The 14,215-nt window shown below is 69.8% G+C and carries 15 protein-coding genes and 1 tRNA gene; 11 read left to right on the top strand and 5 right to left on the bottom strand.

The genetic code is table 11. The features are described 5' to 3' along the window. The first annotated feature begins 75 nt into the window (after positions 1-75). The 5 genes from purS (at position 76) to OG766_RS16690 (ending at position 4,732) form a co-directional block, all read left to right on the top strand. Positions 76-321 (top strand): phosphoribosylformylglycinamidine synthase subunit PurS, encoded by a 246-nt coding sequence (purS, locus tag OG766_RS16710; RefSeq protein WP_266379892.1) that lies wholly within the window; start codon positions 76-78, stop codon positions 319-321. Then, positions 318-998: a phosphoribosylformylglycinamidine synthase subunit PurQ gene (gene purQ, locus OG766_RS16705; RefSeq protein ID WP_266379890.1), complete on the top strand. Its 681-nt coding sequence runs from the start codon at positions 318-320 to the stop codon at positions 996-998. Before purS ends, purQ begins: the two co-directional genes overlap by 4 nt. Then, a complete protein-coding gene (gene purL, locus OG766_RS16700; protein ID WP_266379888.1) occupies positions 995-3,244 on the top strand; it encodes a phosphoribosylformylglycinamidine synthase subunit PurL in 2,250 nt (749 codons plus the stop codon). Before purQ ends, purL begins: the two co-directional genes overlap by 4 nt. 123 nt (positions 3,245-3,367) lie before the next feature. Further along, positions 3,368-3,877: an ArsR/SmtB family transcription factor gene (locus tag OG766_RS16695; protein ID WP_328725677.1), complete on the top strand. Its 510-nt coding sequence runs from the start codon at positions 3,368-3,370 to the stop codon at positions 3,875-3,877. 12 nt (positions 3,878-3,889) lie between these two features. Then, positions 3,890-4,732 carry a M23 family metallopeptidase gene (locus tag OG766_RS16690; protein ID WP_328725676.1) on the top strand — a complete coding sequence of 281 codons (843 nt, stop codon included), beginning with the start codon at positions 3,890-3,892 and terminating at the stop codon, positions 4,730-4,732. On the opposite strand, the gene OG766_RS16685 is transcribed toward OG766_RS16690, so the two are convergent. After that, positions 4,687-5,091, bottom strand: coding sequence for a nuclear transport factor 2 family protein (locus OG766_RS16685; protein ID WP_266379879.1), 405 nt, complete (start codon positions 5,089-5,091; stop codon positions 4,687-4,689). The genes OG766_RS16690 and OG766_RS16685 overlap by 46 nt on opposite strands. A gap of 111 nt (positions 5,092-5,202) precedes the next feature. Between OG766_RS16685 and OG766_RS16680 the strand changes: the two genes are divergently transcribed. The 4 genes from OG766_RS16680 (at position 5,203) to purM (ending at position 9,806) form a co-directional block, all read left to right on the top strand. After that, positions 5,203-5,997 carry a maleylpyruvate isomerase family mycothiol-dependent enzyme gene (locus OG766_RS16680; RefSeq protein ID WP_328725675.1) on the top strand — a complete coding sequence of 265 codons (795 nt, stop codon included), beginning with the start codon at positions 5,203-5,205 and terminating at the stop codon, positions 5,995-5,997. A 77-nt stretch (positions 5,998-6,074) separates the two neighbouring features. Then, on the top strand, positions 6,075-6,914 hold the full coding sequence (locus OG766_RS16675) for an META domain-containing protein (protein ID WP_266379873.1): 840 nt from the start codon (positions 6,075-6,077) through the stop codon (positions 6,912-6,914). 273 nt (positions 6,915-7,187) lie between these two features. Continuing rightward, complete coding sequence (purF, locus tag OG766_RS16670; RefSeq protein WP_266379870.1) at positions 7,188-8,705, top strand: amidophosphoribosyltransferase; 1,518 nt, start codon at positions 7,188-7,190, stop codon at positions 8,703-8,705. A 36-nt stretch (positions 8,706-8,741) separates the two neighbouring features. After that, entirely contained in the window at positions 8,742-9,806 is a 1,065-nt protein-coding gene (gene purM / locus OG766_RS16665; RefSeq protein ID WP_266379867.1) for a phosphoribosylformylglycinamidine cyclo-ligase, read from the top strand. Positions 9,807-9,869: 63 nt separating this feature from the next. Here purM and OG766_RS16660 read toward each other — a convergent pair whose 3' ends face one another. Both OG766_RS16660 and OG766_RS16655 read right to left on the bottom strand, forming a co-directional pair. Next, entirely contained in the window at positions 9,870-10,133 is a 264-nt protein-coding gene (locus tag OG766_RS16660; RefSeq protein WP_266379864.1) for a DUF3073 domain-containing protein, read from the bottom strand. Between the two features lie 311 nt (positions 10,134-10,444). After that, positions 10,445-11,527 (bottom strand): Leu/Phe/Val dehydrogenase, encoded by a 1,083-nt coding sequence (locus tag OG766_RS16655; protein WP_266379861.1) that lies wholly within the window; start codon positions 11,525-11,527, stop codon positions 10,445-10,447. A 155-nt stretch (positions 11,528-11,682) separates the two neighbouring features. On the opposite strand from OG766_RS16655, the gene OG766_RS16650 reads away from it, so the two are divergent. After that, complete coding sequence (locus OG766_RS16650; protein ID WP_328725674.1) at positions 11,683-12,528, top strand: hypothetical protein; 846 nt, start codon at positions 11,683-11,685, stop codon at positions 12,526-12,528. Between the two features lie 479 nt (positions 12,529-13,007). Continuing rightward, positions 13,008-13,214: a developmental transcriptional regulator BldC gene (gene bldC / locus OG766_RS16645; protein WP_003949541.1), complete on the top strand. Its 207-nt coding sequence runs from the start codon at positions 13,008-13,010 to the stop codon at positions 13,212-13,214. 395 nt (positions 13,215-13,609) lie between these two features. On the opposite strand, the gene OG766_RS16640 is transcribed toward bldC, so the two are convergent. After that, entirely contained in the window at positions 13,610-13,942 is a 333-nt protein-coding gene (locus OG766_RS16640) for a DUF6274 family protein (RefSeq protein WP_266379858.1), read from the bottom strand. 166 nt (positions 13,943-14,108) lie between these two features. After that, a tRNA-Asp gene (locus OG766_RS16635) sits at positions 14,109-14,183 on the bottom strand. Positions 14,184-14,215 lie beyond the last annotated feature (32 nt).

Below are 14,215 nucleotides of genomic sequence, written 5' to 3'. Positions count from 1 at the left end.
ATATCTATGCGCGTAGATTTTTCGGGCGGGTACGCTGAGGGAACCGCCTTCAGCACCACACCATCGGGAGTGCCAGTGGCACGCGTCGTAGTCGACGTCATGCTCAAGCCGGAGATCCTCGACCCGCAGGGCCAGGCGGTGCAGCGTGCACTGCCCCGCCTGGGCTTCGAGGGGATCGCGGACGTACGTCAGGGAAAGCGCTTCGAACTCGAGGTGGAGGGACCGGTCGACGATGCCGCCCTCGCCCGCATCCATGAGATGGCCGAGACGTTCCTGGCCAACACCGTCATCGAGGACTTCGTCGTAAAGGTGGAGTCGTGACCTCTCGTATCGGAGTCGTCACATTCCCTGGAACGCTCGACGACCAGGACGCCCTGCGGGCCGTCCGCCTCGCGGGCGCGGAGCCCGTTTCGCTGTGGCACCGTGACAAGGACGTCAAGCAGGTCGACGCGGTCGTCCTCGCGGGCGGCTTCTCCTACGGTGACTATCTGCGGGCGGGTGCCATCTCCCGCTTCTCGCCGGTGATGGAAACGATCATTGAGCAGGCGAAGGCCGGGCTGCCGGTCCTCGGAATCTGCAACGGCTTCCAGATCCTCACCGAGGCCCATCTGCTGCCGGGCGCGATGCTGCGCAACAACCATCTGCACTTCATCTGCCGCGACCAGAAGCTGCGGGTGGAGAACGCGGAAACCGCCTGGACCGCCGATTACGAGCAGGGCCAGGAGATCTCCGTTCCGCTGAAGAACATGGACGGGCGCTACGTCGCCGACGAGCGCGTCCTCGACGAGCTCGAGGCCGAGGGCCGGGTCGCGTTCCGCTACCTGGACGGCAACCCGAACGGCTCGCTGCGCGACATCGCGGGCATCACGAACGCCGCGGGCAACGTCGTCGGCCTGATGCCGCACCCCGAGCACGCCGTGGAGCCGCTGATCGGCACCGGCGGCACGGACGGCCTCGGATTCTTCACCTCGATCATCAAGAAGCTGGTCGCCGCATGACTCTCGACACCGTCAAGCACGCAACCGTGACGCCCGGGACCGAGCAGCCCTGGAAGGAGCTCGGCCTCAAGGAGGACGAGTACACGCGCATCCGCGAGATCCTCGGCCGCCGCCCGACCGGTGCCGAGCTCGCGATGTACTCCGTGATGTGGTCCGAGCACTGCTCGTACAAGAGCAGCAAGGTCCATCTGAAGCAGTTCGGCGAGAAGGCCCCCGAGAACGACGCGCTGCTCGTCGGCATCGGCGAGAACGCGGGCGTCGTGGACGTCGGCCAGGGGTACGCGGTCACCTTCAAGGTCGAGTCGCACAACCACCCCAGCTACATCGAGCCCTACCAGGGCGCGGCCACCGGCGTCGGCGGCATCGTCCGCGACATCCTCGCCATGGGCGCCCGCCCGGTCGCGGTGATGGACCCGCTGCGCTTCGGCGCCCCCGACCACCCCGACACCAAGCGCGTCCTGCCGGGCGTCGTCGCGGGCATCGGCGGCTACGGCAACTGCCTGGGCCTGCCGAACATCGGCGGCGAGGTCGTCTTCGACCCCTGCTACCAGGGCAACCCGCTGGTCAACGCGCTGTGCGTGGGTGTCATGAAGCACGAGGACATCCACCTGGCGAAGGCGTCCGGCGCCGGCAACAAGGTGATCCTCTACGGCGCCCGCACCGGCGGCGACGGCATCGGCGGTGTGTCGGTGCTGGCGAGCGAGACCTTCGAGTCGACCGGTCCTGCCAAGCGCCCGGCCGTCCAGGTCGGCGACCCGTTCCAGGAGAAGCTCCTCATCGAGTGCACCCTGGAGATCTTCGGCGAGAAGCTGGTCGCCGGCATCCAGGACCTCGGCGGCGCCGGTCTGTCCTGCGCGACGAGCGAGCTGGCGAGCGCCGGCTCCGGCGGTATGCGGGTCGAGCTCGACACCGTTCCGCTGCGTGACGCGACCCTCTCGCCCGAGGAGATCCTCATGAGCGAGTCGCAGGAGCGCATGTGCGCGATCGTCGAGCCGCGGCACGTCGACCGCTTCCTGGAGATCTGCGAGAAGTGGGACGTCATCGCCACGGTCATCGGTGAGGTGACGGACGGCGAGCGGCTGGAGATCTTCTGGCACGGCGAGCAGATCGTGGACGTGCCGCCGGGCACCGTCGCCCACGAGGGCCCGACCTACCACCGGCCGTACGCCCGCCCCGAGTGGCAGGACGCCCTCCAGGCGGACGACGCGGGCAAGCTGCCCCGGCCGGCCACGGGCGAGGAGCTGCGCGAGCAGGTCCTGAAGCTGGTCGCGTCCCCGAACCAGGCGTCGAAGGCATGGGTCACGGACCAGTACGACCGCTTCGTGCAGGGCAACACCGTGCTGGCCCAGCCCGAGGACTCCGGCATGGTCCGGATCGACCCGGACACCAACCTCGGTGTCGCGGTCGCCACGGACGGCAACGGCCGGTACGCGAAGCTCGACCCGTACACGGGCGCGCAGCTCGCGCTGGCGGAGGCGTACCGCAATGTCGCCGCCTCCGGTGCCAAGCCGCTCGCGATCTCCGACTGCCTGAACTTCGGCTCGCCCGAGGACCCGGCCGTCATGTGGCAGTTCGCCGAGGCCACCCGTGGTCTGGCCGACGGCTGTCAGCAGCTGGGCACTCCGGTGACCGGCGGCAATGTCTCGCTCTACAACCAGACGGGCGAGACCGCGATCCACCCGACGCCGGTCGTGGCCGTGCTCGGTGTGATCGACGACGTCACGCGCCGTACGCCGATCGCGTTCGCCGAGGAGGGGCAGCTGCTCTACCTGCTGGGCGACACGCGTGAGGAGTTCGGCGGGTCGGCCTGGTCGCAGGTGATCCACGACCACCTCGGCGGTCTGCCGCCGAAGGTCGACCTGGACCGGGAGAAGCTGCTCGGCGAGATCCTGATCTCGGCCTCCCGCGACGGCATGATCGACGCGGCGCACGACCTGAGCGACGGCGGTCTGGTCCAGGCGGTCACCGAGTCCTGCCTGCGCGGCGGCACCGGTGCGCGGCTGGTCGTCCCGGACGGTCTCGACGCCTTCACGTTCCTCTTCTCCGAGTCCGCGGGCCGTGCGGTCGTCGCCGTACCGCGCAGCGAGGAGCTCCGCTTCACCGACATGTGCGGTGCGCGAGGGCTGCCGGCCACGCGGATCGGTGTGGTCGACGGGGACGTGGTGGACGTACAGGGCGAGTTCGCCATCCCGCTGAGCGAGCTGCGCACGGCTCACGAGGAGACCATCCCGGCTCTGCTCGCCTGACGCACAGCGCGGCACAGCACGTCACAGGCCCCCGTCCGGACGGATCGTCGTCCGGGCGGGGGCTTTGCCGTGCGGCCGTCCGAGGGCTTGATTGAGATTACGTAATTACGTAACCTCTGACTCATGGAGCTGGAAGAGCGGGTGGCCGAGCTGGAGCGGCGGATGGCGGCGCTGGAGGGCGCGGAGCGCCGTGCGCCGGCTGTGAGCGAGGCGGACTTCTGGGCCCTCGAAGGGCTGAAGGCGCAGCTCGCGCGTATCGGGGACGAGGCCGAGGGCGGCGGCGGGGTGCTGTTCACCGGCGCCGTAGGACTGCCGACGCACGAGCGGTACGAGTGGCAGTTCGGCGCGCTCACCGAGCAACTGCTGGAGGACGACTGGTCCGCCGCCGCCGACTCCTTCGCGGCGCTCGGGAATCCCGTGCGCCTGCGGCTGCTGCGCGAGATCGTCGGCGGCCGTCGTACCGCGGCCGAGCTCGCCGAGCTCGAAGGGCTCGGCACGACCGGCCAGATCTACCACCATCTGCGCCAGCTGACCGCCGCGGGCTGGCTGCACACCACGGGCCGGGGCCGGTACGAGGTGCCGGGCGCCCGGGTGGTCCCGCTGCTGGTGGCGCTGACCGCGGCACGTCCCTAGGGAGGAACGGTCATGTCCGTACGCAAAGCCGGGGCACTCGCCATACGCGTCCTGTGGGCGGCCTTCTTCGCCCTGATGGCCCCGACTCGTCTCATCGACCTGCGCCCCGACTGGCTGCGCCTGCTGCCGGCGGCCGGCGCGATCGCCCTCGCCATCGCCCTGGGCCGTGCCGCCCGGCGCCGCATCGACGCGCGGAAGGGCGGCCCCGTCGAGACCGCACCCCCGGTCGCCGGCCGCTGGAGCGCCCTGAACGGCCCGGCCGACAAGGTGCCGAGCCATGGCACCCACGAGTGCGCGCAGAGCTTCGCGATCGACATCGTGGCCGAGTCCGAGGAACGGCCGCGGCCCCGTTTCGCCTGGCTGTGGCCGCTCGTCCGGCGAAACCGGGACTTCCCCGCGTTCGACGCCCCGCTGTACGCGGTCGCCGACGCCACCGTCGTACGCGCGACCGACAGCCAGCGCGACCACCTCAGCCGGAACTCGATGCCGGCCCTGATCTGGTTCTTCGCGGAGGGCGTCGTCCGGATGCTCGGTGGCGCGCGCCGGATCCTCGGCAACCATCTCGTGCTCGACCTGGGGGACGGTACGTACGCGGCCTACGCCCACCTCCGGCGGGGCTCGCTCGCCGTGCGGGAGGGGGAGCGGGTGCGTGCCGGGCAGCTCGTGGCCCGGTGCGGCAACTCCGGGAACTCCACCGAGCCGCATCTGCACTTCCAGCTGATGGACGGGCCCGACCCCGAGGCAGCGACCGGCGTCCCGTTCACCTGGCGCGGCACCGGTGTACCGCGCAACGGGGAGGCCTTCACCGCTCAGCCGGCGGGGCCCCAGAACGCGTCCGTCTCGTCGATGTCCTGAACGCACTCGTCGATGTCGGTGATCTTGCCTCCGACGATGGTGAACCAGAGGCCGCCCGGCATCTCGATGCCACGGTCCCCGCGCTCGGCGTAGTACTTGTGTACGGCCATGACGTGTCCCCGGCCGTCCGGATAGGCGCCGTGCAGCTCGACCCGCAGGCTGCCGCCGGCGAGCTCCATGCGTTCGCCGTACATCTCCAGGATGTTGTCCTGCCCTTTGTAGTGACCCGAGAGCCGGCTGCTTCCCGGGATGTGGTGGATGCAGTCCGCTGTCAACAGGGTGCGGAGGGTTGCCATGTCGCCCTTGTTGAAGGCGTCGTAGCCCCGGCGTACCAGGGCACTGTCCGGGTGCTCAGACATGCTGTTTCACACCTTTCGTACCGGTATTCCCGCCACTCTCATCTTCTGACGGCTCCCATACCCGTGCCATGCGACAGGGAACTGCCCGGTGCCGAGGACTAACCTCAGCCCATGCCACCGGCCAGAAAGCGCACCCGCAGCTATGACTCCGTCAAGATCCGCGCCGCCGTCCTCACCCAGTTCGGGCATGTCCGGGAGGCGGTAGGGACGTTGACCCCCGAGCAGCTGGAACTGCCGACCAGGCTCGGGGACTGGACCGTCCGCGAGCTGGCCACGCACATCGCGATCGGATTCGCCTCCGTCGCACGGGCGGCCGAGCTGCCGGAGCCGGCGACGGCGGAAGTCGCGCTGCTGGACTGGCCGTCCACGACGGCCGCGCGGGCCGACGCGGTCGACGAGGGGGTACGGGCGGCGGTCGACGCCTCTCAGGACCTCGCCGCGCTGTACGGGCGGGCCGCCGAGGACGTCGGCGACGTGCTGTCGGGGACGCCGGGTGACCGGCTGGTCCAGACCCGCGGGGGTGCCCTGCGTCTCGATGACCTCCTCGTCACCCGCGCCGTCGAACTCGTCGTCCACACCGACGACTTGAACGCCGCGACCGGGCTGGGCGTCCCGTACGACCGGCAGGCGCTCGCGGCCTGTGTGCGGCTCCTCGCGGACGTGCTCGCCGCGAAGGCGCCCGGTGGTTCGGTGGAGGTGCGGATCCCGCCGTACGCCGTGGTGCAGTGCGTCGAAGGGCCCCGGCACACCCGCGGCACCCCGCCGAACGTGGTCGAGACCGACCCGCTGACCTGGGTCCGGCTCGCGACGGGACGTACGCGATGGGACACGGAACTCGACGCGGCCGCCGTGAGCGCGAGCGGTGAACGCGCCGATCTGTCGGCGCTGCTGCCCCTGATGAGCTGAGGGCTGCCGCGCCGCCCTGATGGGCCGAGGTCGGGGCCCTGGGGGAACCGGAGCCCCACCCGCCCCGTCACAGAGGCATGCGTACTCAGCTGATCGTTCCCGCAGTGGCCGCCCTGACGGCCGTCCTCACGCTCACCGCCTGTGGCACCGAGACGGGCTCGGGAAAGGGCGCGGGGGACGGCTCAGGAGACTCCGTGCGGCCCGCCGCGCCCCTCACCGGCGTGCGCTGGACCGTCGAGAGCGTCACCGTCGACGGGAAGAAGACGGCGGCCCCGGCCGGAGCCCACGTCGAGTTCCAGAAGGGCCGGGCCGAGGGCAACTACGGCTGCAACCACTTCGGCGCCGACGCGAAGATCGAGGGCGACACGATCACGGTCGGGCAGGCCCAGATGACGGAGATGGGCTGCGCCAAGGACGTCCAGGGCTTCGAGACCGCGCTGAGCAAGGCACTCTCCGGCGAGCTCAAGGCGAAGGTGTCCGGCGCGTCGGGCGAGGCGGGCAAGACCGCCAAGAACCTCGTGCTGACCACCGCGGACGGCGACTCCGTCGCACTGGCCGCGCAGTCCCCGGCGCCGCTCGTGGGCACGAAGTGGACGGTCACGTCCCTGCTCAAGGGCGAGGTCGCGTCCTCCCTGCCCGCCGGCACGGAGAACAAGGCCCACCTCGTCATCGGCAAGGACGGGTCCGTCCGCGGCAACCTCGGCTGCAACACCTTCCGGGGCGAGGCGAAGGTGGACGGCTCGACGATCACCTTCGGCCGCCTGTCCACCACGCGCATGATGTGCACCGGCACCTCGGCGATGGTGGAGCAGTCCGTGACCGAGGCCCTCACGGGCAAGGTGACGTACAAGCTGGACCACCGCAGCCTGTCCCTCACCGCGGAGAGCGGCAAGGGAGTGTCGGCGACGGCGGGCTGACCTCAGGTCGTACGCCCGGGCTGACCTCGGGGCGTACGCCCTCGGAAGGCGCCCGGTATGTCCCCGGAAGGGACCCGTACACGCCCGGGCGTCCTTCGGAACGGACGGTGCGGAGAGTGATGTGCGGCACGCCTCAACGCGCGTCACCACCACCCGTATGTCCCGCCAAAGGCTTCATTACGCGGCTTTTGTGCGAACATCTGACCTGATCAACGGCCGTCCGTCGCCATCCCCAATTCGGACCAGTGGTCGATCTCGCCTACACTCGGTGCCGTGCCACGTGGTGACGGACGACTCAACCACGACCTGCTCCCCGGCGAAAAGGGCCCCCAGGACGCTTGCGGCGTCTTCGGTGTCTGGGCTCCGGGCGAAGAGGTCGCCAAGCTCACGTACTTCGGGCTCTACGCCCTTCAACACAGGGGCCAGGAATCCGCGGGAATCGCGGTCAGCAACGGCTCCCAGATCCTCGTCTTCAAGGACATGGGCCTCGTGTCCCAGGTCTTCGACGAGACCTCACTCGGCTCCCTCCAGGGTCATATCGCGGTCGGTCACGCCCGCTACTCGACCACGGGCGCCTCCGTGTGGGAGAACGCGCAGCCGACGTTCCGGGCGACCGCCCACGGCTCCATCGCGCTCGGCCACAACGGCAACCTGGTCAACACGGCCAAGCTCGCCGAGATGGTCGCCGACCTGCCCCGCAAGGACGGCCGCGCCACCCAGGTCGCCGCCACCAACGACACCGACCTCGTCACCGCGCTGCTCGCGGGCCAGACCGACGACGACGGCAAGCCGCTCACCATCGAGGACGCGGCCGCCAAGGTCCTCCCCGACGTCATGGGCGCCTTCTCCCTCGTCTTCATGGACGAGCACACGCTCTACGCCGCCCGCGACCCGCAGGGCATCCGCCCGCTGGTCCTCGGCCGGCTGGAGCGCGGCTGGGTGGTCGCCTCCGAGTCCGCCGCCCTCGACATCTGCGGCGCGAGCTTCGTGCGCGAGATCGAGCCGGGCGAGCTCATCGCGATCGACGAGAACGGACTGCGCACCTCCCGCTTCGCAGAAGCGAAGCCCAAGGGCTGTGTCTTCGAGTACGTGTACCTCGCCCGCCCCGACACCGACATCGCCGGGCGGAACGTGTACCTCTCCCGGGTGGAGATGGGCCGCCGCCTCGCGAAGGAGGCGCCCGCCGAGGCGGATCTCGTCATAGCGACGCCGGAGTCCGGCACCCCCGCCGCCATCGGCTACGCGGAGGCCTCCGGCATCCCCTACGGCGCCGGACTGGTCAAGAACGCCTATGTCGGCCGGACCTTCATCCAGCCCTCCCAGACGATCCGTCAGCTCGGCATCCGCCTCAAGCTGAACCCCCTCAAGGAAGTCATCAAGGGCAAGCGCCTGGTGGTCGTCGACGACTCGATCGTCCGCGGCAACACCCAGCGCGCCCTGGTCCGGATGCTCCGCGAGGCCGGCGCCGCCGAGGTCCACATCCGGATCTCGTCCCCGCCCGTGAAGTGGCCGTGCTTCTTCGGCATCGACTTCGCGACCCGCGCCGAGCTGATCGCCAACGGCATGACGATCGACGAGATCGGCACCTCGCTCGGCGCCGACTCGCTCTCGTACATCTCCATCGACGGCATGATCGAGGCCACCACCATCGACAAGCCGAACCTCTGCCGCGCCTGCTTCGACGGTGAGTACCCGATGGAGCTGCCCGACCCCGAGCTCCTCGGCAAGCAGCTTCTGGAGACCGAGCTTGCGGGTGGCGCCGACGCCGCCGACGCGCTCCGTCGTCCGTGATCAAGCCCCGTAATCCCAACCGAAAGATCCCAGGCAATGTCTGAGACAGGTGCTTCCTACGCGGCCGCGGGCGTCGACATCGAGGCAGGCGACCGCGCCGTCGAGCTGATGAAGGAGTGGGTCAGGAAGACCCGGCGCCCCGAGGTCCTCGGCGGCCTCGGCGGCTTCGCCGGCCTCTTCGACGCCTCGGCTCTCAAGCGCTACGAGCGTCCGCTGCTCGCCTCCGCCACCGACGGCGTCGGCACGAAGGTCGACCTCGCCCGCCAGATGGGCGTGTACGACACGATCGGCCACGACCTGGTCGGCATGGTCGTCGACGACCTCGTCGTCTGCGGCGCCGAGCCGCTCTTCATGACCGACTACATCTGTGTCGGCAAGGTCCACCCCGAGCGCGTCGCCGCCATCGTCAAGGGCATCGCCGAGGGCTGTGTGCTCGCCGGCTGTGCGCTGGTCGGCGGCGAGACCGCCGAGCACCCGGGCCTGCTCGGCCCGGACGACTTCGACGTCGCGGGCGCCGGTACGGGCGTGGTGGAGGCCGACCGGCTGCTGGGCGCGGATCGTATCCGTACGGGGGACGCGGTCATCGCCATGGCGTCCTCCGGCCTTCACTCGAACGGGTACTCGCTCGTGCGGCACGTGGTCTTCGACCGGGCCGGGTGGGCGCTGGACCGGGAGATCCCGGAGTTCGGCCGCACCCTCGGCGAGGAGCTGCTGGAGCCCACCAAGATCTACTCGCTGGACTGCCTGGCGCTGACCAGGACCACCGAGGTGCACGCCTTCAGCCACGTCACCGGCGGCGGGCTCGCCGCCAACCTGGCCCGGGTCGTCCCGGACGGGTTGCACGCGGTCGTCGACCGGTCCACCTGGACGCCGGGCGCGGTCTTCGATCTCGTCGGCACGGCAGGTCAGGTCGAACGGCTGGAGCTGGAGAAGACGCTCAACATGGGCGTCGGCATGATCGCCGTCGTCCCCCAGGAGTCCGTCGACGTGGCCCTGACGACGCTCGCGGACCGTGGCGTGGACGCCTGGGTCGCCGGCGAGATCACCGAGCGCGGCGAGCACACCACCGGCGCGGCCCTGGTCGGCGACTACGCGAGCTGAACAGCACAGAACCCGGTCCGGGGTCGGGCCCCGGACCGGGTCTGAAGTAAGCAGGTGCAGGCGTCAAGCACCGCGACGCTGCGACGACGGATCGGACTCTTCGTCCTCGTCATCGTCGTCGTTGTACATATCCGCGTAGCGGGCGTACGGGTCGTCTTCCTCGTCGTCGTCCTCGAACGGCTCGCCGTTCGGCGGCTGACTCGAAATCGGACTCGAAGTCGATGCGCCCAGCTCGTTGGCCAGACGCGACAGGTCAGTCCCGCCGCTGTTGTACTTCAGCTGGCGGGCGACCTTCGTCTGCTTGGCCTTGGCCCGGCCGCGCCCCATGGCTCGACCCCCTCGGTGACGGGGCTCGACGGCCCCAGAGTCTTGACACGCGTTCATGGTTCGGAGCGGGCTCTCCTTGGAGAGACCGTGTCCGTAGGGCTTCAACGGTACCTGCTTCCGCGGCCATACGGTACGCCGCCCGCATCACGTGCCACCTCGCAGGACCGGCGAGGCGCCCCGTCCTCGCTGGTCAACCGCGATTTTAACCTGTTCTTGGCGGGCGGCTCGCCGACCGGCGTGAGTCTTGTCTCCCCGGTGTGCTCCGGCCCCGGTGCACACCGGGGCCGGTCGGCGAGACCGCCCGCGAGGTACTACCGGCGGCGCGCCTCGGACATGCGCTGCTCGGCGATCCGGTCCGCCGCAGCGGCCGGCGGAATACCGTCGTCCTTCGCACGTGCGAATATCGCAAGAGTGGTGTCGAAGATCTTCGACGCCTTCGCCTTGCACCGGTCGAAGTCGAAGCCGTGCAGCTCGTCGGCGACCTGGATCACCCCGCCCGCGTTCACGACGTAGTCGGGTGCGTAGAGGATGCGGCGGTCGGCGAGGTCCTTCTCGACGCCCGGGTGCGCGAGCTGGTTGTTGGCGGCGCCGCACACGATCCTGGCGGTCAGCACGGGCACGGTCTCGTCGTTCAGCGCACCGCCGAGCGCACACGGGGCGTAGATGTCCAGCCCCTCGGTGCGGATCAGCGCATCGGTGTCCGGCGCGACCGTGACCTGCGGGTACTTGTCGGTGATACGGCGCACCGACTCCTCCCGCACATCGGTGACCACGACCTCGGCGCCGTCCTCCAGCAGATGCTCGACCAGGTAGTGGCCGACCTTGCCGACCCCCGCGACACCGACCTTGCGGCCGCGCAGCGTCGGGTCGCCCCACTCGTGCTGGGCGGAGGCGCGCATGCCCTGGAAGACGCCGTAGGCGGTGAGGACCGACGAGTCGCCGGCGCCGCCGTTCTCGGGGGAGCGTCCGGTGGTCCAGCGGCACTCGCGCGCCACGATGTCCATGTCGGCCACGTAGGTGCCGACGTCGCACGCCGTGACGTAACGACCGCCGAGCGAGGCGACGAACCGGCCGTATGCCAGCAGGAGCTCCTCGGACTTGATCCGCTCCGGATCACCGATGATCACGGCCTTGCCACCGCCGTGGTCGAGGCCGGCCATGGCGTTCTTGTACGACATCCCCCGGGAGAGGTTCAGCGCGTCGGCGACGGCGGCTTCCTCGGAGGCGTACGGGTAGAAGCGGGTGCCGCCGAGGGCGGGGCCCAGGGCGGTGGAGTGGATGGCGATGACGGCCTTCAACCCAGTGGCACGGTCCTGACACAGCACGACTTGCTCATGTCCGCCCTGGTCCGAGTGGAACAGGGTGTGCAGGACGCCGTCGGTCACATCGGTCACGGTGGTGACTCCCAAGTACGAAGCGGCGATTGAGGGCCCTCCTGCGGGTGGGGAGGGACCTGATGGGCAAGAGAGTAAGTCCTACGCGGGGGTAGATCGCTCGCAGTGCTCAGGATCACCCCCTCCCGGAGTACGCGCGTGGAAGGATCTGTGACATGCCGGCCGCCACTTCTGTGCTCGTCCCGTACGCGTCCTACCTGCGGGTGTACGAGCCGTTGGCGGCTTTTCCCGAACCGGAGCGGAGCCATTGGGCGCGGTACGCCCGGCGCGAGCGCACCCCCACGGCGCAGGACGAACTGCGACGGTCGCTCGCGGACCTGCTGCCGACCCCTCCCGTGGCCGTCCCGGTCCACGAGAGCGCCGACGCCTTCGTCACGGAGGCCGACGGCGTCGTCTGCGTCTGTCCCTGGCGCACGCGGCTGCGCGGCTGGCTGGCCCTGGAGGAGCTGACGGAGCTCTTTCCTCCCACGGTGCTCGACGCGGTCCTGCCGCCGGTGGTGCGCGGCCAGGCCGCCGCGGACTACGAGGCGTGGCGCGAGCGCAACCCGGACGCGCGGCCGTGGATCAGGACGGCGGTGTGGCAGGTGCCGGTGCGCTGGTTCACGCTCTTCGCGGACGACGAGCGCGAGTACGAGCCGGGGGACGTGGCGGGTGTGGCGCCCGTACTGCGCTACCGGACGCCCATGGTGCAGGCCAGGCGCCGGCTGGCGCGCTCGCTGAAGGCGCTGCGGGAGTCCGTCGACGAGGGGCCTCTCACGGAGGGCCTGGTAGATGTGGGGCGGTGGCTGGAGGAGTTCCATCCGCGTTCCCTGGTCGAGCTCGACTACGGCGGACTCGTCCACGCCCTGTCTCCGGCGCAGCTCGCCGAGGACCACTCGGCCGCGGATGTGGCCGAGGGGATCGCGGCGCTGCGGGACGGGGACGGCGAGGGCGCCGGAGAGGCCTACGGCCGGCTCACGGACCGCTGGCGGGCGGTACGCGATCGTCAGTTCGCCAACTGACGATCCGGCCTCCGCGGGCTGAACGAGGAGTGTCCGGGACGTAGGTCCCGATCCGGGCCTTTGTCTCAAGCGTGACGGACAGCACTAAGTCGTCCCTTGCGTCGCTCGCCCACCCTCGTGCCAAAATAGGACAAGGAGTCCGGGGAGGGTTCCTTCCGCCTACCTAAGGGCGGAAATCTCAGCATTGCACTCTATGGGGGGTCTGATGACTCCTGATCGCTCTGTGACTGATCGTCACTGTGACGTGACTGTCCGTTATGGCATGAACCATCGGCTTCCGCCGCTGATGAACACCTGAGAGGGCAATTCCATCGGTTTGGCCGACGTGGCTGGACAGATGGTGTAGTTGTAGTGCCGAGGACAAGCCGTTCGTCCTATAACCGACTCGGCCCGCGTCCGCCATTTCGGGCAACGCGGGTCAAGGTGCAGAATTTAGAGGAAAGAACCGAGAAGGTTCGGTTCTCCCGAGGAGGCCGCTCATGACCGCTCGCACCCCTGATGCCGAGCCGCTGCTGACCCCGGCTGAGGTTGCCACGATGTTCCGCGTGGACCCGAAGACGGTCACTCGCTGGGCAAAGGCAGGCAAGCTCACGTCCATCCGTACGCTCGGTGGACACCGCCGGTACCGCGAGGCAGAGGTCCGCGCACTGCTTGCGGGTATTCCGCAGCAGCGCAGCGAGGCCTGAAACCCCGATAGCAGGGCATAGCCGGGTCCCCCAACCCCGCAGCCCGAACTGAGCTCGACACGGCGGGCGCCTGCCCCAACAGGTTTCGTCGTCGATCGCGCTGGACTCCGCCGGGTCCAGCGCGATCTTTTTTATGCCCGGAAGGGGCTCCCGCGAGGGCGCGTTCGCAGGTGGGCGCGGGGTTCGCGTGCGGCCGGCGCAGGGCGTCGGCGGACCCTTCGGAGTCGGGCGGGGCTGCTCAGAAGGGGGTGCAATTGCACGTATTTGATTTTTCGGTTGTAGGGAGGGTGTAAGTTCCCCTGTTTCCCAAACAACTTCGGTGACTCCCGTCACATGCCGACGGTCTTGCCAAGGCGAGCCTGCCACGTGTGCGGATCGGGACAAGGCGCCATTGGTCACGCATGGGAGGGACCTTCGTCCTCGGTGCCGATGCCCGGTTCGGGCCCCGGCATCGGTCCCCGCTCGGCGGGCATCGCCCCCAGCTCGGCCCTCAGCTCCGCGCCTCGCTCCGCCCGCCACTCGGCCGGCCTCGGCTCCGGGAGCGGCTCCAGCTCCTCCGGGGCGCCCTCGGAGGGATCCATCGGGACCGTCTCGGAGGGATCCATGGCGAGGCGCAACAGCCGATGGCAGACCGGACAGTGCCGGGTGAGGTGCCGATAGCCGGAGACGGCCGCCAGATGGGCGCGCAGCAACGCCCTGGTCTCGTGCCTCGCTGTGGATGCCGCCATCGCGCCACCTCCGCGGTCGGGGGCCCCGCAACCCCTGTCCTGACTGGGTACCGGCGGCAGGGCACCGCAGTCAATACGTCGAAAGGCCCGCACCACTTGGGCGGGCCTTCCGGTGACGGCACGACGAAGGCCCGCACCAGCTGGTGCGGGCCATCGGTGATACGCGCGGTCCTGACGGGATTTGAACCCGCGGCCTCCACCTTGACAGGGTGGCGAGCACTCCAAACTGCTCCACAGGACCAGGTTTCGCAGCCCCACTTGCTCGTTGGCTGC

Origin of the sequence: Streptomyces sp. NBC_00259 (assembly GCF_036181745.1) — a bacterium.
Lineage (GTDB): Bacteria > Actinomycetota > Actinomycetes > Streptomycetales > Streptomycetaceae > Streptomyces > Streptomyces pratisoli.
Note: the sequence above shows the minus strand (reverse complement) of the source record. Positions and strands in the feature narration are given on the sequence as shown.

Excerpts from the sequence above, each read along its gene's own strand:
- OG766_RS16675 (WP_266379873.1), top strand. The coding sequence starts at position 6,075 with ATGCGTACTCAGCTGATCGTTCCCGCAGTGGCCGCCCTGACGGCCGTC.
- OG766_RS16685 (WP_266379879.1), bottom strand. The coding sequence starts at position 5,091 with ATGTCTGAGCACCCGGACAGTGCCCTGGTACGCCGGGGCTACGACGCC.
- OG766_RS16695 (WP_328725677.1), top strand. The coding sequence starts at position 3,368 with ATGGAGCTGGAAGAGCGGGTGGCCGAGCTGGAGCGGCGGATGGCGGCG.
- OG766_RS16660 (WP_266379864.1), bottom strand. The coding sequence starts at position 10,133 with ATGGGGCGCGGCCGGGCCAAGGCCAAGCAGACGAAGGTCGCCCGCCAG.
- OG766_RS16690 (WP_328725676.1), top strand. The coding sequence starts at position 3,890 with ATGTCCGTACGCAAAGCCGGGGCACTCGCCATACGCGTCCTGTGGGCG.
- purL (WP_266379888.1), top strand. The coding sequence starts at position 995 with ATGACTCTCGACACCGTCAAGCACGCAACCGTGACGCCCGGGACCGAG.
- bldC (WP_003949541.1), top strand. The coding sequence starts at position 13,008 with ATGACCGCTCGCACCCCTGATGCCGAGCCGCTGCTGACCCCGGCTGAG.
- OG766_RS16680 (WP_328725675.1), top strand. The coding sequence starts at position 5,203 with ATGCCACCGGCCAGAAAGCGCACCCGCAGCTATGACTCCGTCAAGATC.
- purM (WP_266379867.1), top strand. The coding sequence starts at position 8,742 with ATGTCTGAGACAGGTGCTTCCTACGCGGCCGCGGGCGTCGACATCGAG.
- OG766_RS16650 (WP_328725674.1), top strand. The coding sequence starts at position 11,683 with ATGCCGGCCGCCACTTCTGTGCTCGTCCCGTACGCGTCCTACCTGCGG.
- OG766_RS16640 (WP_266379858.1), bottom strand. The coding sequence starts at position 13,942 with ATGGCGGCATCCACAGCGAGGCACGAGACCAGGGCGTTGCTGCGCGCC.